Genomic DNA, 22,056 nt, shown 5'->3' with positions numbered 1-22,056 from the left:
CTCTATGAAACGTGCCTTAGTTAGTGTTTCAGATAAAAGTAAGTTAGTTGAGTTTGTTAAAGTCTTAGTCGACCACGATTTCGAAGTTATTTCTACTGGAGGTACCAAAAAAGTTCTCGACGAGGCTGGTTTACCAACAATTTCTGTGGAAGCTGTGACAAACTTCCCGGAAATTTTGGATGGACGGGTTAAGACTCTGAATCCTTATATTCACGGCGGTTTACTTGGAAGACGTGATGTGGCTGAACATGTGCAAACCATGGTTGATTTGGATATTACTCCTATTGATTTAGTCTGTGTTAACCTTTACCCTTTTAAAGAAACGATTCAAAAATCTGGTGTTGAGATGGCTGAAGCTATTGAAAACATTGATATCGGTGGTCCAAGTATGGTGCGTTCCGCAGCCAAAAACTTTCAAGATGTAACTGTGGTCGTTGATGTAGCCGATTATGACCAAGTAGCAGAAGAAATTAAAACCCAAGGCCACACGAAGCTTGCTACGCGACAAGCCTTAGCTGCGAAAGCTTTCCGCCACACAGCTGCTTATGATAGTTTAATTAGCCAATACCTAACAACTCAAATAGGAGAACAAAAGCCTGAAAAATTAAGCTTGACTTACGATTTGGAAGATACTATGCGTTATGGGGAAAATAGTCACCAAAAAGCCTGGTTTTATCAAGATAGCTTACCAGTGACTTACTCGATTAGTCAAGCTAAGCAACTACATGGAAAACAGTTATCTTACAATAATATCAAAGATGCTGATGCGGCTATTCGGATTATACGTGAATTTGACCAACCGACAGTCGTAGCCGTAAAACACATGAATCCTTGTGGGATTGGTCAAGCTACAACCATTGAAAAAGCCTGGGACTATGCTTATGAAGCTGATCCCATCTCTATTTTTGGGGGGGTAATTGTCTTAAACCGACCCGTTGACCTTGCAACTGCCGAAAAAATGCACCAGCTTTTCTTGGAAATTATTATTGCTCCGAGTTTTGAAGCGGAAGCCTTTGAAGTTTTGGCTAAGAAGAAAAACTTACGCTTGTTAGAATTGGACTTCAGTCAAAAAGACCAATCCATGAGTCAAAAAGAAGTTGTTTCTGTTTTAGGAGGCCTTTTGGTTCAAGAACAAGATATAATCGTGGAAGATTCTGCTGATTGGCAAGTAGTTACTAAGGTACAACCAACTGCGGCCCAGTTAGCAACATTGGCTTTTGCCTGGAAAGCTGTTAAGCATACTAAGTCTAATGCCATTGTTATTGCTAATGACCAGCGAACTCTAGGAATTGGCGCGGGTCAGCCGAACCGAATTGATTCAACCAAAATTGCAATTCAACACGCAGGGGATGCTATAGATGAGACAGCAGTTTTAGCGTCAGATGCCTTCTTCCCTATGGATGACTGCGTGGAATATGCGGCACAACATGGTATCAAAGCCATCGTTCAACCAGGGGGATCTATTCGCGATCAGGATTCCATTGATATGGCTGATAAGTATGGAATAACAATGGTGACAACAGGTATCCGTCACTTCCGGCACTAGAAATGAGGGTAGAAATGCAAGAAAAAGTATTGGTTATTGGTAGTGGTGGTCGGGAAGCGGCCATTGCACAAAAGCTTATTGCTAGCGAACAGGTAGCTCAGGTTTTTGTGGCTCCCGGAAATCCTGGTATGCAAGCGATGGAAGGAGTAATTCCAGTGAACATCGGTGAACTTGAATTTGATGCCTTGAAGGGCTTTGTGGAGGAAAATCAAATTGATTGGACCTTTGTTGGGCCTGAAGATGCTTTGGTTGCCGGAATTGTTGATGATTTTCAAGCAGCGGGTTACCCAATTTTTGGCCCAGATAAGGAGGCTGCTATGCTGGAAGGTTCAAAGGACTACGCTATGCGGTTTATGAAACGTTATCAAGTACCAACAGCTAAGTTTGGCACTTATACAAACTCTCAAGCAGCTCTTGCAGCTATGGAACATTTTGGGTTTCCTTTGGTTATTAAAGCCGATGGTCTCGCAGGTGGCAAAGGGGTGGTGATTAGTCCTGATGTCGCCTCTGCGCAAGCTGAAATTAAACTCATGTTTAAAAAGGGTCAAAGTCAAATTGTTCTGGAAGAATATTTGGAAGGCTCAGAGTATTCTATGTTTATTGTGGTCGGCCAAGATGATTATCAAATTTTACCTTTAGCTCAAGACCATAAATGTGCTTATGATGGGGACCAGGGTCCCAATACTGGAGGAATGGGGTCATATAGTCCTGTGCCTCAGTTGAGCGAGATTGATTACCAAAAAATGTTGACGGAAGTGGTGTCTCCAACCATTGTCGGGTTACGAGATGCTCACCCTAATTATCGGGGAATTTTATACATTGGGATGATTTTAACGCCTACCGGTCCGAAAGTAATTGAATACAATGTTCGTTTAGGTGATCCGGAAACTCAGGTAGTTTTACCGCGGATTAAATCAGACTTTGGTCGGTTAATTAAAGCGGCCATTGATGGTGAAAAGTTACCCCCAATTACGGTTAGTCCTCGAGCCTGTCTAGGAGTGGTGGTAGCAGCACAAGGTTATCCCAAAGCACCCGTGAAAGGACAAATTTTACCGAAAATGCCTCATCAAGAAGGAATTGAGGTTGTGTATGCCAACGTAGCGAGTCAAGAAGAAGACCTGGTTGGCAATGGGGGGCGCATCCTAATGGTTTGTGCTCAAAATACGAATTTGATACAAGTCCAAGCACAAGTTTATGACTACTTAGCTCGAATTAACTTTGATCAATGTTTCTACCGTAAGGATATTGGGTTTAAGGCAACGCAAACTAAATTTTAGGTTTAAAGTAGTATGTTTTGCATACTACTTTTTTGCGGTATACTAAAAGTATTATTTAGTAGAAAGGATGACGTATATGCCCAATTTTTCCTACCAAGTGTTTGCGACTGTGGCTAATCAAAAAACTTTCGCAGCCGCTGCGAAGAGTTTACGAGTAACTCCTTCAGCCATTAGTCATTCTATCAATGCTTTTGAAAAAGAGCTTGGCTTTCCTTTATTCTTACGAAATCGTACTGGAGTAAGATTAACCGAAAATGGGAAACAAATTTTACCCCTAGTTCAAGAAATAATTGCAGCCGAAACTAAACTGAATGAAGAAGCGGCGCAGTTAAGTGGCTTAAATAAAGGGCATGTCCGTATTGGAGGGTTTTCAAGTGTCTTTATTAATTGGTTACCGGAAATTATTAATTCCTTTAAAGATGCCCATCCTCAGGTGGGCATTAGTGTACAACAGGGGAGTTTTAACGATGTGGTTGAACAGGTGCGACTTGGGAATCTAGATGTTGGGTTTGCAACCCTTCCGATTGATCCGGGGTTGGAAGTGCTTCCGCTCTATCGTGATCGAATCTATTGTGTGACGCCGTTAGATTTTAAACCACAAAATGGTCACACTATTACCAAGGCTGATATAAAGCACGAAGAATTCATCTTGCAACAAATTGACTATGATCGTGAAACTAAGAAAGCTTTAGATACTTATGATGTATCGGTGAATTCGATTCAGTATAGTATAGATGATGCTTCCATTATCGCTATGGTTGAAAGTGGGTTGGGTTTAGGAATTTTGCCTGAATTAGCTTTAGAAAAATTATCTGGGGATGTTAAACGCTATCCCTTTGCACAAGATTTCTACCGAGAAATTTGTTTAGTAGCCCACCACAAGCCCCGCCAAACCCCATCAACCAAGGCTTTTATTCAAACAGTTCAAGCTTATATTCAAAAAAGATATTAAAAGATGGTCAAAATACTTGCCAAGTTAGCCAATATCTGATATTATCCATTGCATTGAGAATATCCCCAAATTTACGAGGTAAGAAAAAGCATGGAAGATAAAGAAAAGAAAGCTCCTTTCGAAATTGGCGACAAGGTTAAGTGTCAAAGTTTTGGTTCTTTAAAAAATGACTTTGAAGGTACAATTGAAAAAAATTATGAAAACTCGGCAGTGGTAGCCATTGAGATTTTTGCAGATGAAGATGCTGTAACGGTCGCTGATTTCCACAGTCGTGCGGTGGTTTCATTTACCAAAATGGAAAAAATTGCTTAATTAAAGGTGACAAGAAGATAAATATTTGCTATACTATCTCTTGTTGATGCGGGTGTAGTTTAGTGGTAAAATCCCAGCTTCCCAAGCTGATGTCGCGAGTTCGATTCTCGTCACCCGCTTAAATGAAACCTTCTGATAATAGAAGGTTTTTTATTAACTGTAAAGGAAAAGTACTTATGGAAAGTCTAACAGCGAGTTCGGATTTGGTGGGAGCCGGATAGGGTGAAATAAGGAAGCGCGCTTTTACAGACAGTTGCATAAACTAATGAGTGGATTTAATCAAGAAGAGTGGTACCGCGGGAAGTCTCGTCTCTTATACAAATGTATAAGAGACTTTTTTTGTGGGCCGAAGGAGGAAATATGGATTATAAATTAAAAGTGGCTGAAGTGGTCAGTCAAGCAGTTGATGGTCAATTAAGTGTTGATGAAATTGTTACTAAAATTGAAGTACCTAAGTCGTTGGAACTCGGAGACTATGCTTTTCCAGCTTTTGTTTTAGCAAAGGTTTTACGTAAGGCGCCTCAAATGATTGCCCAGGAATTAGTAGAAAAGATGGATCAAACAGGTTTTGAGAAAATTGAAGCAGTGGGCCCTTACATTAATTTCTTCTTAGATAAACAGGCCTTCAGTCAAGACGTGTTGGGTCAAATTTTAGACCAAGCAGATCACTATGGTGATTTAGACCTAGGTCAAGGTCGCCAAGTGCCAATCGACATGTCTTCGCCCAATATTGCTAAACCAATGTCTATGGGGCACTTGCGTTCAACTGTGATTGGAAATTCTTTGGCAAATATTTTAGCAAAGGCAAATTACCAACCGGTAAAAATTAATCACTTAGGTGACTGGGGAACGCAATTTGGGAAGTTAATGTGTGCTTACAAGATGTGGGGGAGCGAAGAGGAAGTTAAAAAAGATCCCATTGGTTCTTTGCTCCACTATTACGTACGCTTTCACGAAGAAGCTGAAAGCAAGCCTGAATTGGATGATCAAGCCCGGGAATGGTTTAAACGTTTAGAAGATGGTGATGAAGAAGCTAATTTCTTGTGGAAATGGTTCCGTGAAGAATCACTCAAGACTTTCACTAAAGTTTACGACCGATTAGGGATTACTTTTGATTCTTATAATGGGGAAGCTTTCTACAATGACAAGATGAATGAAATTGTTGATTTGTTAGAAGATAAAGGCTTATTAAAGGAGAGTCAAGGAGCCCAAATCGTTGACCTTGAAAAGTATAACTTAAATCCAGCGTTAATTAAGAAGTCTAATGGGACGACTCTTTACATGACGCGAGATTTAGCTGCTGCTCTTTATCGGAAACGGACTTACGACTTTGCACAATCTCTTTATGTTGTAGGAAACGAACAATCCAACCACTTCAAGCAATTGAAGGCTGTTTTAAAGGAAATGGGTTACGACTGGTCAGATGATATTCACCACATTCCATTTGGTTTGATTACTCAAGGAGGTAAGAAACTTTCTACTCGGAGTGGTCGCATCATTTTATTAGAAGAAGTTTTAGATGAAGCAGTGGAATTAGCTCAAAAGCAAATCGAAGAAAAGAACCCATCCTTGGCAAACAAAGAAGAAGTTGCCAAAGCAGTTGGTGTGGGGGCTGTGGTCTTCCACGATTTGAAAAATGAACGCTTAAACAACTTTGACTTTGACTTACAAGAAGTGGTACGTTTTGAAGGGGAAACAGGTCCTTATGTTCAATACTCACACGCTCGGGCGATGAGTATCTTGCGTAAAGCTGGTAAAAACTTAAGTGGTGTTCAAGTAAACTTAAACGATCCAAATGCTTGGGAAACATTGCGTCTTTTGGGCGATTTTGACCAAATAATCAAGCGGGCGGTTGGAACTTATGAACCATCTGTAATTTCCAAGTATGCTATTCACTTGGCCAAGGCTTTCAATAAGTATTATGCACATACCAAAGTCTTAGTTGAAGATCGTGAATTAGAAAGTCGCTTAGCTTTAGTGCAAAGTGTTGCTATCGTTTTGAAGGAATCCTTACGTCTCCTAGGAGTTAAGGCACCAGACGAAATGTAAGAAGTAAAATCTTTACAAAAAGAAGTCCTGCGGGGCTTCTTTTTTATAAAATTAATTTATATAAAAATAATTAATATTAAACCTTGAAAGAAAACGCTTTCTGTATTACAATAACGATTGTAAAATTAAGAAATACTAAAGAGGTGACCATTGAAAATGGATGGACTTAATATGAAAGATCGGGAATTAAAGGAATTAATTGCTACGGGAAAAATCGTTTCTTTAGATCAACGTCAAAAAATTGATGTTGATTTACATACTAATTTTATATATGTTTTACAAGGGACTATTGAAGTCTATGAAAAAAATATCAAAACCTCTCGGAGTGAGGACTACTTTGTTAAGGAAGGAACTTTTTTTCCTCGCATGTTGGATGATGAAAATTGGACGATTAGTATTCAAGTTTGTTTTCAGAAAGCTCAGGTCTGTATTTTGAAAAGAAGTATATTTGTACAAAATCATCGCTACCATCGCTTATTGATTCAAAACAGTGAAAAAATTTCCGAGCTAAACGATGTGCGTCAAGCAACAGTTTTGGCAGCTAAAATGAAGCAGGTACAAGATTATATCCTTAAAATTGCCCATGAATTTGGTCATGATATGGGTTTTTGCTATGAATTTCCAACCAATCAAAGTGTGATTCTCAGCGCTACAAAGGTGAGTCGGTCAACTGTTAACCGAGCAATTGTAGATTTAGAAGAAAAGCATTTAGTTTTTCGGAAGCATAGACGGATTTATGTATTCAAAGGGGCGGTTTGAACAATCTAGTACCAAGCTTGGTGGGAATTTGCTATAATATCACTTGATAGGTTGCGGTTGTGCAATCAAAGTGATTTATAGAAAAGAGGCTATGTGATTGAAAAAAGAAGCACGCCAAAATGCGATTTTAAAAATTATTGCGGAAAACGAAATTACCACCCAAGATGATTTAATGAAAGCTCTAGCTAATGAGGATATTGTAGCAACTCAAGCGACTATTTCCCGAGATATGCGTGAATTAAAGATTGTCAAAGGGCAAAATGCTGCTGGGAAAAGTTATTATACCCATTTTAAAGAAGAGAAAAACACTAGTAGTAAACGATTAAATCAAGTGATTAAAGATGTAGTCTTGGAAGTTGACTGCGTAGAATTCACCAATGTGATTCATACTTTGCCTCGGAATGCCAATGTTTTAGCGGCTTTGCTAGATGAATTACGTCCTCTAAATCTATTGGGGACCATTGCCGGGTATGATACTTTAGTGACTTATAGTAAATCCGTAGCTGACGCAAAGGAATTAAACAATTTTTTTAAAGAGTGTCTTCATTAAAGTAAGTTTAAAAAATCATACGATGATTGACAAAGAAGATATTTTTTTACTAAGATTTAAATATGTTTTAGCAAAAAATATCTAGGGAAGAGAACTTGGAGAGAAACAATGTTTAGAAAAATTGTAGCAAAGGTTGAGGCCTACTTTTTAGCGGTAATTGCTTTCCTTAAAAATAAGTGGTATCGTTATCAGTTAACCCGGTGGCTTTTGATAGTTTTTTTAAGTATTACCTTATTATTGTCATTATACTTGACATTCATAGCTAAGACTGCTGATGTTAAAAATCTGCGAAGTAATTTATCGCAAACAACAACGATTTACGATAAAGATGGGGATAAGGCAGGATATCTGTACGCCCAAAAAGGAACCTGGGTCTCATTAGATCAGATTTCTCCCAATGTACAAAATGCGGTTTTAGCGACTGAAGACCGGAATTTTTACCAGGAATATGGTTTTTCCATCAAGGGGATTTTAAGAGCTTCACTAGTTAACGTTAAGAACAAATTACTCCGCAATCATACAACAAGTGCGGGGGGAAGTACTTTGACTCAGCAATTAGTCAAAAATGCTTTGTTAACCCAAGAACAAACGATGACGCGAAAAATTAAAGAGCTTTTCTTATCCATTCAAGTGGAAAATGATTACAGTAAAAAACAAATTTTAGCTATGTATCTCAATAAGGCCTACTTTGGTAGTGGAGTTTGGGGTGTTGAAGATGCTGCCCAGAAATACTTTGGGGTTCACGCTAGTCAGTTAACTGTACCACAGTCAGCTATGTTGGCTGGAATTTTGAAAAACCCAACCGCTTATAATCCACGGACGTCTCCTGAGGCTGCTAAACAAAGACGTAATGTAGTCTTAGGCTTAATGGCTACAATGGGAGTGATTAACGAGAATCAACTAAGTGTTTATCAAAGTAGTGCTTTAACTTTACGTGATACCTATGAAAGTAAATCGGGTTACAAATATCCCTATTATTTTGATGCGGTAATTAACGAAGCTATTTCCAAATATGGTTTGACTGAGAATCAAATTATGAATGATGGTTATAAAATTTATACTAGTTTGGACCAACGTTATCAAACTAGCATGCAGTCGGCTTTTAAAAATGAAAGCCTCTTTCCTTATGATGCTACTGACGGAACGGAAGCCCAAGGAGCGGCGATTGCGATGAATCCGAAAAATGGCGGGGTTTTTGCCTTAGTTGGAGGGCGCGATAGTAAGGGACATACATTTAGAGGATATAATCGAGCGACACAGTTAAGTCGTTCACCTGGTTCAACCATGAAGCCGCTAGCGGTCTATACCCCAGCTTTAGAGAGCGGTTACTCTTACGATTCGATTATTCAAGACAAGTATCAATCTTATGGTAAAAACCAATATACCCCTAAAAACTGGAATAGCGTTTATCAAGGAAATATTCGTCTGTATCAAGCTCTGGCTTTAAGTAAGAATACTTCAGCCGTCTGGTTGCTGAATAAAATTGGGGTTACTAAGGGTTATGATTCAGTAGAAAAATTTGGCATTAATTTAGCCAAGTCAGATGAAAATTTGAGTTTAGCCCTCGGTGGTATGAAAAAAGGGGTTTCCCCCTATCAAATGGCTTCGGCTTATACGGCTTTTGCCAATAACGGTCAGCGTTATAGTCCCCACCTGATTACTAAGATTGTAGATTCTTCAGGTAAGGTCATTATTGATAATGAAAATCCTGATAGTAGTCAGGTGATGTCGGCTAAAGTAGCTAAGAACATGACTAGTATGATGATTGATGTCTACAGTCAGGGCACAGGTCAAAGTGCTAAGCCTGCAGGCTACACTATTGCGGGTAAAACAGGAACCACGGAAGGGGTCAATGGTAATGATGGCGACACCGACCACTGGTATATTGGTTATACCAAAGATGTTGTCCTAGCGACTTGGACGGGTTTTGATTCTAACAATTACTCTTTAGAAGATGAAGGAACTCGGGGTGGTTCGGCTTTGTTTAAAGCAGTGATGGGTGACATCTTACCTTACACCCAAAATACCTATATTGGAGTTAAAGCAGCCTCTACACGCTTGGCGCAAAGGCAGGCTGAGGAAGATAAAGCTTACCAAGATAATAGTAATAGTAGTAATGTTGGTAGCAGGATTAACGATACCCTTAATGATTGGGGCTCACGTATAAAAGATGCCTTTGGTGGCCTATTTAACTAAAAAGGAGTTTATAAAAATGATTAATATTTACGATACAATTAACCAATTAGAACAAGACTTACGTAAAACACAAGGATATTTGGACTTGAAACAAGCCTACGAAACTTTAAAGCAAGATGGCGAAGCTTACCAAATTTTTAAGGATATTCGTCAAATGCAAGAAGAAATGCAGGCTAAGCAAATGCAAGGTACTTTAGGTCAAGAAGATATGGAAAAATTACAGGCCTTAGGGCAAAAGGTTGAAGAATTCCCAAGCTTAAAGGAACTGATGATGAAAGAACAAGTATTAAGCATGATTATCAATGAAGCGCACGCTGCCATGATGAAACCAATTAATGAAATGTACCAAGACTAAAAATTTGACCCCTGGAGTTTTCTGGGGGTTTTTATGTGCAAAGCGTGGTAAAATTAGGATAAAAGCAAGATGAAAGGAAGGACAGAATGGACGGTAAAAAATTATTTGACTATCAATTAAACGAGGAAGTTAATCTTTACGTATTATTAAAAGGGGCTGATGTACGGACTAGTAAGACGGGGAAACAGTACTTAGCTTTGATTTTTGCTGATAAATCAGGTGAAGTTCCGGCTAAATACTGGGATGCAAGTGCAGAAGATGTAGCGCGTTTCCAAGTGGGAACGGTGGTTCACGTAACCGGACGTAAAGAGTCTTATCAAGGTAGTCCCCAAATTAAAATTGATAAGATGTATGTAGCCAGTGACCAAGAGCCAAATAATCCTGCTCTTTATGTACAAGCAGCCCCTGAAAGCAGCCAAACCATGGCTCAAGAAATTAATGAATACCTCGCTGAAATTAAAAATCCAGTTTGGAAGATTATTGTAACCAAACTCTTGCATGACAATGGTAAAGCTTATATGCAAGCGCCAGCAGCCAAGGTAAATCACCATGCTTTTATGGGGGGCTTGGCTTACCATAGTTTATCTATCTTACGTTTAGCGAAGCAGGTGGCAGACCTTTACCCACACTTAAATCGTGACTTACTTTATGCTGGCGCAATTTTACATGATTTGGGTAAGGTGATTGAGCTTTCAGGACCAGTAGGGACGAGTTACACACTAGCAGGTAATTTAATCGGACATATTGTCTTAGTGGATGAAAAGATTGTGGCAGTTTGCCAGGATTTATCGAACCAGTATCCTGATTTAGATTTTAGTCTTACTTCACAGAACATGTTGTTATTACGTCATATGGTTTTAGCCCACCATGGTCAATTAGAATACGGTTCTCCCGTCAGACCTCAAGTGATGGAAGCTGAAGTTTTACACCACCTAGATGATCTCGATGCTAGTATCCAAATGATGCAAGGTAAGTTAAATCAAACGGCGACCGGGGAGTTTAGCGACCGAATTTTTGGTCTGGACAGTCGAGCTTTTTTCAAACCGGAAAATAAGGCTTAAAAATTGAGCAGCACGGTTGGTTATGATAAAATAGAAAGCAAGAATTTAATGGAGGTGACCGTTACATGACAGATGATGTGCATAGGTACGGCAAACAGATTGAAGAAATTAAAGAAGGGGAATCTTTGACAGTTACAGAAACGATTAGTCAAAGAGATATTCTTCTTTACTTAGGTTTAACAAACGATAACAATCCTTTATATACTCAAATGGCCTACGCCAAGCAAACTGAGTATCAAAAGCCGATTGTTCCGCCGGTTTTATTAACAGGGATTATTACCAGCGCCATTAGCAAGCACTTGCCTGGTCCAGGAAGTGAAATTGTGAATATCGACGTGAATTTAATCTCTCCTGTGTATCATGAACAATATGTAACTTTTAACTTCGAAGTAATTAAAATTGACTTAATGAAGGAAGTTGTCACAATATCTGTGGAAGGGATGGATGACGAAGACAACCGCCTTTTAGATGCGGTGATTATGGTCCGTCCACCTAAGATGTTAGCTAACGTAGAGTAGGAGGTAAAAATATGAATAACTTTGATCCAAACCAACGTGAAATTATCGTTGATGGAGGCTTAAACAAGTTTTTAGCCAAGATGTATGGGTTTATGGCCGGGGCCGTAGCCGTTTCAGCTTTAGTGGCTTATCTAGCTACTGCGGTTTTCCAAACGCAATTTATGACCTTTTTCGCCATGAATCGTTGGGCTTTGTGGGGACTTTTTATCCTGCAAATTGTCTTAGTTTTTGGGATGTCCTTTAAAGCTGACCGCAGCCCTGTCGCTACAGCCACTATGCTCTTTATTTACGCAGCCTTAGAAGGAATTTTCTTTGGCATTTTGGTTCAAGCTTACACGGCCCAAAATATTACCATGGCTTTTGTAGCTGCGGCGGCAGATTTTGTAGTCTTGGCCTTTCTAGGAACAAACACGAAAAAGGATTTATCAGGGATTGGGCGTCAAGCCATGGCAGCTTTAATTGCTTTGATAGTGGTTTCTGTAATTAACCTCTTCTTGGGGAGTACAGTTATCCAGTTCTTCTTCTCTTTTATTGGAGTCTTGATTTTTAGTGTCTTAACTGCTTGGGATTCACAAAGATTTAAACAAATGTACCTACAATATGGTAACAGTCTTAACCCAACTAACTTAGCTTTGATGGGGGCTTTACAGTTGTACTTAGACTTCATTAATTTATTTATTCAATTATTGAATATCTTTACAGGGCTTAACGGTCGGGATTAACAAAAAGCGGTTTAATAGCCGCTTTTTTCATTGAGGTGAAATTTAATGACAGAAAAACTTTTATTGATTGACGGTAACAGTGTGACTTTTCGTGCCTTTTATGGCTTAATTAATGCTGTCGAACGCTTTAAAAATACGGAAGGGTTACACACCAGTGCTATTTATGGCTTTAAATTGATGCTAGACAAAATTTTGGCAGATGAGCAACCCGACCGGGTCTTAGTAGCCTTTGATGCCGGCAAGAAAACTTTTCGGACGAAAAAGTTTGCCGATTATAAGGGGCAACGTTCTAAAACTCCAAGTGAACTTACGGAACAATTTCCTTACGTACGGGAATTAGTGGCGGCACACGGGATTAAGACATATGCCCTACCAAATTATGAAGCTGACGATATCTTGGGGACCATGGCCAAGGAAGCTGAAGCCCAAGGAATGGAAGTTGTAATTGTAACTGGAGACCGTGATTTGGTACAATTAGTGACTGATAAGGTTACCGTCCTAGCAACGGTCAAAGGGGTCACTGAAATTGAACGCTATACGCCAGCAGAAGTCGCCGCTAAATATGGTGGCTTAAACCCCAAACAAATTATTGATATGAAGGCTCTCACCGGGGATAGTTCTGATAATTATCCAGGGGTAACTAAGATTGGAGAAAAGACAGCGATTAATCTTTTGACAGAATATGGTAGCTTAGAAGGTATCTATGCGAAAGTTGATGAGATGAAGAAGTCTAAGCGTAAAGAAAATCTGATTAACGAAAAAGATATTGCCTTTATGTGCCAAGATTTGGCTCGCATTCGTCAAGATGCGCCACTGGAAATTACTTTGGCTGATACAGTTTATGCAGGTCCTGATGAAGTTGCCTTGCGAGAGCTCTACCAAAAACTTGATTTCAAAAGCTTTTTAGGACAATTAAAGGCAAATACGGTTGAAGTTGAATTTGATAAATCACTGGCCATAATTGATTTAGCGACCTTGACAGAAGCTTTACCTCAAGCTAAAGAAGTAAATTTCTATTTAGAAATGGCCGATGATAACTACCATACGGCTGACTTTTGGGGCTTTGCCATTCAAATCGATCAGCAAGTCTATGTTTCTGATGATGTTTTAAAAATAACTGAAGCGCCATTGAAAGATTATTTAGAGAATCAGCAAGTGGCTGTTAATGTTTTTGACTTGAAACGGACTTTAGTTGGTTTAAATCGTTTAGGTGTTAAACTTAGTGGGGTGAATTTTGATTTACTTTTAGTATCTTACCTCCTAGATACGAGTGAGAATAGTAATGACCTTGGGAAATTAGCAATGTTGCATGATTTCTATGGGGTGAAAAGTGATGAAGAAGTCTATGGTAAAGGTGCTAAGCGAGCTTGCCCGGAAAAAGACCTGTTATTGCCACACTTGGCTACTAAGGTACAAGCTATTGGGCAACTGAAGTCCCAACTTTTAAATAAGCTTAAGGCTAATGAACAAGAAATTCTTTATGAAGAAATTGAACGTCCATTAGCTTATGTCTTAGGGCAAATGGAAATTGCTGGAATTAAGGCTGATCCCTTCTGTTTAAAAAATATGCAAACTGAATTGGCTAGTCGCTTGGCTGCTATTGAAGCTGACATCTATCAAGCGGCGGGTGAAGAGTTTAATTTGAACTCGCCCAAGCAACTGGGAATCATTTTATTTGAAAAGATGGGCTTACCTGTCATCAAAAAGACTAAGACAGGTTACTCAACAGCGGTAGATGTTTTGGAAAAATTACAAGACCAAGCACCAATTATAGCTGATATTTTGGAATACCGGCAACTAGCTAAATTGCAGTCAACTTACATTGAGGGGTTGTTGAAGGTTATTAGTGCTGATGGTAAAATTCACACCCGTTATACTCAAACTTTAACCGCAACGGGGCGGCTATCTTCCGTGGAACCTAACTTACAAAATATTCCGGCCCGACTGGAAGAAGGACGTCGAATTCGGCAGGCTTTTGTTCCGAGCCATAAGGGTTGGGAGATTTTTTCTTCTGATTATTCTCAAATCGAACTTCGGGTTTTAGCCCATATTTCTGGTGATGAGCACATGCAGGCGGCTTTTAAAGAAGGACAAGATATCCACGCTGCAACGGCAATGAAGATTTTTGGTTTAGAAGATGCAAGTATGGTAACTAAGAATCTGCGCCGCCAAGCTAAAGCGGTTAACTTCGGGATTGTTTATGGAATTAGTGATTTTGGTTTAGCTAAGAATATTGGTAAGTCTCGTAAGGAAGCAGCAGATTTTATCGCCAAATACTTTGAAAATTATCCTGGTGTAAAGAAATACATGGATGAAAGTGTTGCACGAGCTAAAGCAGAAGGTTTTGTAGAAACAATCTTTCATCGTCGGCGCTACCTACCAGATATTAACGCTAAAAACTTTAATTTGCGTTCCTTTGCAGAAAGAACGGCGATGAACACGCCGATTCAAGGGAGTGCTGCAGATATTATCAAGGTAGCCATGATTAATGTGAATAAGCGCCTGCGTCAAGAAGGTTTACAGGCCAAAATGCTTTTACAAGTACATGATGAATTAATTTTTGAAGCGCCTAAGGAAGAAATTCCGGTTTTACAAAAGATAATTCCTGAAGTGATGGATTCGGCGGTTTCCCTAGAAGTACCCTTAAAGGTTGAATCTAAGCATGGTATTACTTGGTTTGATACTAAAAAATAAGGTATAATAAAAGTAAATTTGACACAATTTATCGGGAGGTAAAAGTAATGCCAGAATTACCAGAAGTTGAAACGGTTCGGCGTGGTTTACGTAAGTTAGTGCAAGGAAGCCGAATTACTGAAGTTGAAATCATGTATCCCAAAATGATTGAAGGTGATAGTCGAGAATTCGCGACTACACTTAGAGGGAAAGTTTTAGAAGATGTTGATCGCCGAGGAAAGTTTTTGCTGTTACGTTTTAGTGATGGTTGGACAGTCGTCTCACACTTGCGTATGGAAGGTAAGTATTTTGTAGAAAAGAAAGGTGCTCCTATTCGTAAACATACTCATGTGATTTTTAATCTAGATGATGGGCGACAATTACGCTACAATGATGTGCGGAAATTTGGACGTATGCGCTTGATAAAAACTGGTAGCGAAACTCAATTACCTTCTTTGCGAAAATTGGGGCCAGAACCTGTGGCGGCAGACTTTAAGGTGGCGGCTTTCTATCAAGGTTTACAAAAAAAGAAAAAAGCCGTTAAACCAGCTCTTTTGGATCAAAACTTAGTGACTGGTTTAGGTAATATTTATGTGGATGAAGTCTTGTGGATGTCTAAAATTCATCCTCAAACTCCATGTAATCACCTAACACAAGCAGATGTGCAAATCCTACACGATAATATTATTCAGGAATTAGCCCGTGCTGTAGAAGCTGGGGGAACAACGATTCGTTCTTACACAGATGCTTTCCAAAATGAAGGGGGCTTTCAGTTTGAACTTCAAGCTTACCAAAAAACCGGTCAACCATGTCCGCGGTGTCAGACACCAATTGAAAGAATTGTGGTGGGGCAAAGAGGTACCCATTTTTGTCCCAACTGTCAGCAGGTGAAATAGATGACCTTTGTTTTAGGGTTAACAGGAGGCATTGCTAGCGGTAAGTCAACCATTAGTAATTTTTTGGAGAAATACGGCCAGGTTATTGATGCTGATTTAATTGCCCGTCAGGTTGTCGCTCCGAAAAGTCAGGGCCTTGCGGAGATTAGTGCTACTTTTGGGCCAGATTATCTGACAGAAAGTGGCGCGTTAGACCGTGTTAAAATGGGGCAGACAATCTTTAATGATGAAAAACAGCGACAGAAATTGATGACCATTACCAGTCCTTTAATTCGGGCGGAAATTTTACGGCAATTAGCGCAAGCTAAGGAACAAAAGGTACCTTTGGTTGTCTTAGATATTCCGCTTTTGTTTGATGATGGCTATGAAAAATACTGTGACCAAGTCATGGTGGTTTATCTACCTTATGCTTTGCAGTTGAAACGTTTAATGGCGCGCAATGGTTTTAGTCAATCCCAGGCTCAAGCTAGAATTTCCAGTCAGGTTGACTCGCAAAAGTTATTAGCCCAAGCTGATATTGTAATTGATAGTTCGGGAACAGTTGAACAAACCCGACAAAAAGTGATAGAATGGCTAGAGAATAATAATTTTAGCGCGTGCTAGACTGAGGTGAGAAAATGAAGTGTCCCCATTGTCAAAATAATAGTTCCCGAGTAATAGACAGTCGTCCTGCTGATGATGGTAAAGCCATCCGGAGACGACGAGAATGCGAGAAATGTGGTTTTCGTTTTACCACTTTTGAAAGAACAGAAGCAACACCGATCTTAGTAATTAAAAAAGATGGGATGCGCGAGGAATTTAACCGTGAAAAAATTCGCCGAGGGATTATTCGGGCGGCAGAAAAACGTCCGGTTAATATTAAGCAAATCGACCGAATTGTTGAGGAAGTTGAAGATAAGATTCGGGCAGTTGGTGGTAATGAAGTCTCAAGTCAATTGATTGGGCGGTATGTCATGGATATCTTAGTGGATGTTGATGATATTACTTACATTCGCTTTGCGAGTGTTTACCGCCAATTTAAGGATATGAAAGCCTTTGCCCAAGAATTACAAGGCTTAATCGCCCGCAATGAAGGTAAAGAAGCACAACAAATGGTGAAGAAAGATGATTAATATGAATGCAGGCCTAACTTTTGGCTGGAAAGATTTAGATGCTGAAGACAGTTACGTTGTTTCAGCAAGTGAAAAAATTAATGCAGTTGATTTTGGCCAATTAGCTGCTTTATACCAGCCGATTATCGGGACTGCAGCGGTGGGTCTTTATACCTTTTTAGCGCAGGGAATTGTGGCGCACCCCCAAATATCCGATCGTCAAACCCATAAGGGAATGTTAAAAAGGCTGGACTTTGATGTGTCCGCCTTTTATTTTGCCCGCATTCGGCTGGAAGCGTGTGGTTTGTTGAAAACTTTTGTTCAAGAAGATTCTTTAGGGAAGCTTTTTATCTATGAATTGTTGCGGCCTTTATCGGGTTACCACTTTTTTAATGAAGACCTCTTGAGTACGGCTTTATTGGAGAAAGTGGGCAACTACGAGTATCAAAAACTTAAGGAAGAAAACTGTCCTCAAACAGTGGTTCATCCTCAAGCCAAAGAAATTACTAAAACCTTCTTAAATGTTTTTTCAATTCAACAAGATACGCTTATGCAGCAAAGTAGCGGTCCTAAGGAACCGCAAAAAATTAAGAGTCAAATGGTGGATGAGATTGAAGCTAAAATTGATTGGAACTACTTGGCACAACTGGTGCAAAGTAGTCACTTACAAGACGATATTTTGGAAAAACATCACCACAACATCAAAATTGTCAGTGCAATGTATGATTTTAATGAACTTACCTTATTGAAATTAATGCAACAAGCCTATGACTATAATCTTGAGGATTTAAACGATGAACGTTTTCGGACCTTGGCGAAGCAAAGTCATGATCGCTTGGAGGTTAAATCACAGGAAATGGTGCCAAGTCAACCGCTGGCTGAAAGTGCCCCGGTTCCAGAATTACAGCCTAAGAATCAACAAGAAGCCAGTTTGCTCAGAGAATATGGTGAGTTGTTGCAGTCTTGTCAAGAATCAGATCCAGGTGACTTTTTGGTTGATTTAAAAAAGACCATTAATCCCAACTTTATAGTTACTGACCAGGAACAAAGAATTATTAGTGAAGCAGTGCAACGGCAAGTAATGCCTCAAGGGGTACTTAACATGGTCATTCATTACATGTTGGTCGATCGGGATATGGATAGTATCAATAAGGTTTATTTTGAGAAAGTAGTGGCTAGTTGGACGAAGCATGGGATTCAAACACCATTGGAAGCTTTGAGTAAGATTATAGCAGACAATAATGCCCGCAAAAAAGCGGCTCAAGGTGGTGGTAATGCTAGCGGTCAAAGACGGGGATTTTATGGCAAACGTAGGTTAGTACAAAAGGAAACTTTACCTGAATGGGCTCAAGAAGGTTATCGGCCACCTAAAATCGATGCGGCTGAAAGAGCGCGTTTAGAAGAAAAAGAGCGCCGTTTAAAGGCCAAATTAGCAGAGTTGGCAAAAAGGAATCAGACTAAGAAATAGAGGTGAAAATAGTGGATTCAGTGGGTAAAATCATTTTTGCGAAATTTTTCAAAGGTGAAGATGCGCAAAAGTATGAGCATATGTTGCGTGAAGTCTTAGGTGATCCCGAAATTCAAGCTTTCTTAGCTCAACATCAAGACGAAATTAACGAGGATGGTATCGCCAAAAGTGTTAGTCGCTTGTATGAGTATCTCCAAGTTAAGGCTAAGCTTAAGCAAGGTGATGAGCGTCAAACAGGTGGTTATACGCCCAACTTGCGGATTTCTAATCACATGGTAGAAATTTACTATGCGCCGACAGCTTACTTGCGAGCTAAGCAAGCAGCGCGTAAAAAGGACCAACGTTTTAAGGTCTTTAATATGCCTAAAAATACCAAGCAGGCTAATTTAGATGATTTTGCCATCTCCGGTCAGCATGGTCAGCGTTTGGAAGCTTATACGGCCGTGTTAGAATTTGCATCCCAGGTCATTGAAAATCCACAAGTTTTTACCAAGGGTATCTATTTACAAGGGAGTTTCGGCATTGGGAAGACTTTCCTTATGGCGGGTATGGCTAATTATCTGGTCGAACAAGGGGTGCAAGTGACTATGGTTAATTATCCTTCTTTTGTGGTTGATGTAAAAAATGCTTTGTCAGACAATACAACGTCGCTTTATATTAACAAGGTGAAAAATGCCCAGGTATTAGTGCTTGATGATATTGGAGCTGATCAGTCGAGTTCCTGGGTCAGAGATGAAGTGCTCGGAGTGATTTTACAATACCGAATGCAAGAGCAACTACCAACTTGCTTTACCTCCAATCTGTCCATGCAACAACTACAAGAAGAATACTTAGCAGTAAATAATCGTGGCGAAAAAGAGCCTTTAAAAGCCAGACGAATTATGGAACGGGTGCGTTTTTTGGCGCGTGAGATTACTATGGAGGATCAAAACTGGCGTAATCCAGAAACTAACGTATCTTATGAAGAACCAGATTATCCTCAAGGTCCTTTGACAGGTTTCGAATATTAGAAGTTTTGCTTGCAATTTATACGAGTTAGTGTTTAAATGTAGTTAAATCATGTGAGAGACAAACGGTTATCAAACGCAGGGAAGTTGGTCGAGACTGCAAGCCAACTAACTGGTAACTTACCACTATCACCTAAGAGTCTAGTGCAAAGCTAGAACGGTGCGACCGTTACCAGCACAAAGGAGAGCGCAAGCTAAAACCTGGGTGGAACCGCGTTAGAAGACGTCCCTGGTGTCTATTTAGATAGGCATGGGGACGTCTTTTTCTTGCATGAAAATTAGGAGGTAAAATAATGTCAGAAGTAAAAATTACTTTTCCAGATGGTGCTGTAAAACCATTTGAAGCCGGTGTAACGACCGAGGATATCGCTAAATCAATTTCAATTTCTTTAGCGAAAAAAGCGGTGGCAGGTAAATTTAATGGTGAATTTGTGGCCTACAACCAAGCTTTAACTGAAGATGGGAGCATCGAAATTGTAACTAAAGATTCTGAAGATGGTTTAGTAGTCCTTTGGAGCACTGCTGCACAAGTAATGGGGAATGCTTTAAGCCAATTATATCCAGATATGAAGTTTGGGATGAGCGGTGTGACAGAACATGGTTTCTTCTTTGATACTGACAATGCCGAAGGCCAAGTTGCTGAAACTGATTTCGATAAAGTTGCCCAAAAGATGCAAGCTATTATCAAGGAAAACATTGCGATTGAACGTTTGGAATTAGAAAAGACCCAAGCCTTAGCTTTAGTAGCTGGTGACAAGTACCAAACTGAATTAATTGAAGACCAAGCTCAAGTGAGTGACAAGATTGTTGCCTTTAAGCAAGGTAACTTCTATGATTTTTCTGCTAAGGTAGCTTTACCAAGTACAGGTGGTATCAAAGTCTTTAAGTTACTTTCCGTGGCAGGGGCTTATTGGAAGGGTGCTTCATCTAACCCAATGTTACAAAGAATTTATGCCACAGCTTTTAATAAGCAAAAGGAATTGGATGCAGAATTAGAACGTCAAAAAGAAGCTCGTGAACGTGACCACCGAGTAATCGGTAATGACTTGGACTTGTTCTTTGTTGATCCTAAGGTTGGTGCTGGTTTGCCATACTGGATGCCAAATGGAGCCACAATCCGCCGGACCATCGAACGCTACATTATCGACAAAGAAGTAGCTTGGGGTTACGAACACGTCTACACACCAATTTTGGCCAACGTGGACTTGTACAAGCAATCTGGTCACTGGGATCACTACCGGGAAGATATGTTCCCACCAATGGATATGGGTGACGGTGAAATGTTGGAATTACGTCCAATGAACTGTCCTTCTCACATTCAAGTTTATAACCACCACATCCACTCTTACCGTGACTTACCATTACGGATTGCGGAATTAGGGATGATGCACCGCTATGAAAAATCTGGGGCTTTGACTGGTTTATCCCGGGTGCGTGAAATGACTTTGAATGATGGTCACACATTCGTAACGCCAGACCAAATCGAAGAAGAATTCAAGCGGACTTTACAATTGATGGTGGAAGTGTATGCTGATTTCGATATTACTGACTACCGTTTCCGTCTTTCTTACCGTGACCCAGAAAACACAGAAAAATACTATGATGATGATGAAATGTGGGAAAAATCTCAACGTATGTTGAAGTCTGCTATGGATGATTTAGGTTTGGAATATTTCGAAGCCGAAGGAGAAGCAGCCTTCTACGGTCCTAAGTTGGACGTCCAAACCAAGACAGCTCTAGGTGGGGAAGAAACGCTCTCGACTATTCAATTGGACTTCTTATTACCAGAACGTTTTGACTTGAAGTATGTTGGCGCCGATGGTGAAGATCACCGCCCAGTGATGATTCATCGCGGGATTGTTTCAACTATGGAACGTTTCACTGCTTACTTAACGGAAATGTACAAGGGCGCCTTTCCAACTTGGTTAGCACCAAAGCAAGTGGAAATTATTCCGGTTAACAACGAAGCGCACTTTGACTATGCAGCTAGCTTACGTAGCAAGTTAGCCGCGCATCAAGTACGGGTTTCCATTGATGACCGTAATGAAAAGATGGGGTACAAAATCCGTCAAGCTCAAGTCAATAAAGTACCATATACTTTAGTTTTAGGTGACAACGAAAAGAATGAAGGTACGGTAACCGTCCGTCAATACGGTCAAGAAACGACCACCACTATGTCGTTTGATGAATTTGTCGCTATCTTGAATCGTGATTTGGAATCATACAGTCGCAAGAACGACTAATTTATTTTTTGAAAATCGTCTCATTTTTGAGGCGGTTTTTTTGTTGTAAAAAATCCACAAAAAAACTTAAAAAAATCCTTGACCAAATTTAGTAATTACGATAAGATATTACTTGTCGCCGGATACGGAAGTTAGTTATTTGACGAAAAATCCGTAACGGGTACGATATAAAGGTTAACAAAAAATTTAAATATAAAAAAATGTTGACAAATATCTTGATGAAAAGTTATAATATAGAAGTTGTCGCAAGACAGCGAGTAGATCTTTGAAAACTGAACAAAGTTTCGACAAACCAAATGTGTAGGGCCACATTAAGTGGATTTAGACATTTGCGAAGTCAATTCGCTAGTAAAAAATGAGTCATAAAACTTTTTAAATTGA

At 39.7% G+C, this 22,056-nt stretch carries 19 protein-coding genes and 1 tRNA gene; all 20 read left to right on the top strand.

Translation table 11 applies throughout. From position 1 onward, the window contains the following. Positions 1–4: 4 nt before the first annotated feature. The 20 genes from purH to thrS all read left to right on the top strand — a co-directional run bounded on the left by purH (position 5) and on the right by thrS (position 21,675). Positions 5–1,546, top strand: coding sequence for a bifunctional phosphoribosylaminoimidazolecarboxamide formyltransferase/IMP cyclohydrolase (gene purH / locus FC36_RS07705; protein ID WP_056986822.1), 1,542 nt, complete (start codon positions 5–7; stop codon positions 1,544–1,546). A gap of 14 nt (positions 1,547–1,560) precedes the next feature. Continuing rightward, on the top strand, positions 1,561–2,823 hold the full coding sequence (gene purD / locus FC36_RS07700; protein WP_025020774.1) for a phosphoribosylamine--glycine ligase: 1,263 nt from the start codon (positions 1,561–1,563) through the stop codon (positions 2,821–2,823). Between the two features lie 76 nt (positions 2,824–2,899). Continuing rightward, positions 2,900–3,775, top strand: coding sequence for a LysR family transcriptional regulator (locus FC36_RS07695; RefSeq protein WP_025020775.1), 876 nt, complete (start codon positions 2,900–2,902; stop codon positions 3,773–3,775). A 90-nt stretch (positions 3,776–3,865) separates the two neighbouring features. After that, positions 3,866–4,087 (top strand): hypothetical protein, encoded by a 222-nt coding sequence (locus FC36_RS07690; RefSeq protein WP_023859357.1) that lies wholly within the window; start codon positions 3,866–3,868, stop codon positions 4,085–4,087. Between the two features lie 48 nt (positions 4,088–4,135). Next, a tRNA-Gly gene (locus tag FC36_RS07685) sits at positions 4,136–4,206 on the top strand. A gap of 241 nt (positions 4,207–4,447) precedes the next feature. Continuing rightward, positions 4,448–6,136 (top strand): arginine--tRNA ligase, encoded by a 1,689-nt coding sequence (argS, locus tag FC36_RS07680; protein WP_023859356.1) that lies wholly within the window; start codon positions 4,448–4,450, stop codon positions 6,134–6,136. A gap of 156 nt (positions 6,137–6,292) precedes the next feature. Continuing rightward, positions 6,293–6,895: a cyclic nucleotide-binding domain-containing protein gene (locus FC36_RS07675; RefSeq protein ID WP_023859355.1), complete on the top strand. Its 603-nt coding sequence runs from the start codon at positions 6,293–6,295 to the stop codon at positions 6,893–6,895. Between the two features lie 97 nt (positions 6,896–6,992). Then, the gene (locus tag FC36_RS07670; protein ID WP_025020776.1) at positions 6,993–7,445 is read left to right on the top strand and encodes an arginine repressor; all 453 of its coding nucleotides are present in this window, start codon (positions 6,993–6,995) and stop codon (positions 7,443–7,445) included. 108 nt (positions 7,446–7,553) lie between these two features. Next, a complete protein-coding gene (locus FC36_RS07665; RefSeq protein WP_023859353.1) occupies positions 7,554–9,641 on the top strand; it encodes a PBP1A family penicillin-binding protein in 2,088 nt (695 codons plus the stop codon). A 16-nt stretch (positions 9,642–9,657) separates the two neighbouring features. Then, positions 9,658–9,996: a YlbF family regulator gene (locus FC36_RS07660; protein ID WP_025020777.1), complete on the top strand. Its 339-nt coding sequence runs from the start codon at positions 9,658–9,660 to the stop codon at positions 9,994–9,996. Positions 9,997–10,082: 86 nt separating this feature from the next. After that, on the top strand, positions 10,083–11,057 hold the full coding sequence (locus FC36_RS07655; RefSeq protein WP_023859351.1) for a 3'-5' exoribonuclease YhaM family protein: 975 nt from the start codon (positions 10,083–10,085) through the stop codon (positions 11,055–11,057). A gap of 65 nt (positions 11,058–11,122) precedes the next feature. After that, entirely contained in the window at positions 11,123–11,575 is a 453-nt protein-coding gene (locus FC36_RS07650) for a MaoC/PaaZ C-terminal domain-containing protein (RefSeq protein ID WP_023859350.1), read from the top strand. Between the two features lie 11 nt (positions 11,576–11,586). Continuing rightward, positions 11,587–12,297, top strand: a complete 711-nt coding sequence (locus FC36_RS07645) for a Bax inhibitor-1/YccA family protein (RefSeq protein WP_023859349.1) — start codon at positions 11,587–11,589, stop codon at positions 12,295–12,297. Between the two features lie 45 nt (positions 12,298–12,342). Continuing rightward, complete coding sequence (gene polA / locus FC36_RS07640; RefSeq protein ID WP_023859348.1) at positions 12,343–14,991, top strand: DNA polymerase I; 2,649 nt, start codon at positions 12,343–12,345, stop codon at positions 14,989–14,991. A 47-nt stretch (positions 14,992–15,038) separates the two neighbouring features. Further along, entirely contained in the window at positions 15,039–15,866 is an 828-nt protein-coding gene (gene mutM / locus FC36_RS07635) for a DNA-formamidopyrimidine glycosylase (RefSeq protein WP_025020778.1), read from the top strand. Next, entirely contained in the window at positions 15,867–16,469 is a 603-nt protein-coding gene (coaE, locus tag FC36_RS07630) for a dephospho-CoA kinase (protein WP_025020779.1), read from the top strand. A 14-nt stretch (positions 16,470–16,483) separates the two neighbouring features. Further along, the gene (gene nrdR / locus FC36_RS07625; protein WP_025020780.1) at positions 16,484–16,978 is read left to right on the top strand and encodes a transcriptional regulator NrdR; all 495 of its coding nucleotides are present in this window, start codon (positions 16,484–16,486) and stop codon (positions 16,976–16,978) included. Then, positions 16,971–18,425, top strand: a complete 1,455-nt coding sequence (locus FC36_RS07620; RefSeq protein WP_025020781.1) for a DnaD domain protein — start codon at positions 16,971–16,973, stop codon at positions 18,423–18,425. Before nrdR ends, FC36_RS07620 begins: the two co-directional genes overlap by 8 nt. Before the next feature lie 11 nt (positions 18,426–18,436). After that, positions 18,437–19,435: a primosomal protein DnaI gene (gene dnaI / locus FC36_RS07615; RefSeq protein ID WP_025020782.1), complete on the top strand. Its 999-nt coding sequence runs from the start codon at positions 18,437–18,439 to the stop codon at positions 19,433–19,435. Positions 19,436–19,725: 290 nt separating this feature from the next. Next, a complete protein-coding gene (gene thrS, locus FC36_RS07610) occupies positions 19,726–21,675 on the top strand; it encodes a threonine--tRNA ligase (protein WP_025020783.1) in 1,950 nt (649 codons plus the stop codon). Positions 21,676–22,056 lie beyond the last annotated feature (381 nt).

It is taken from the genome of Ligilactobacillus equi DSM 15833 = JCM 10991 (genome assembly GCF_001435735.1).
Taxonomy (GTDB): domain Bacteria; phylum Bacillota; class Bacilli; order Lactobacillales; family Lactobacillaceae; genus Ligilactobacillus; species Ligilactobacillus equi.
This window is presented reverse-complemented; position numbering and strand designations above follow the sequence as displayed.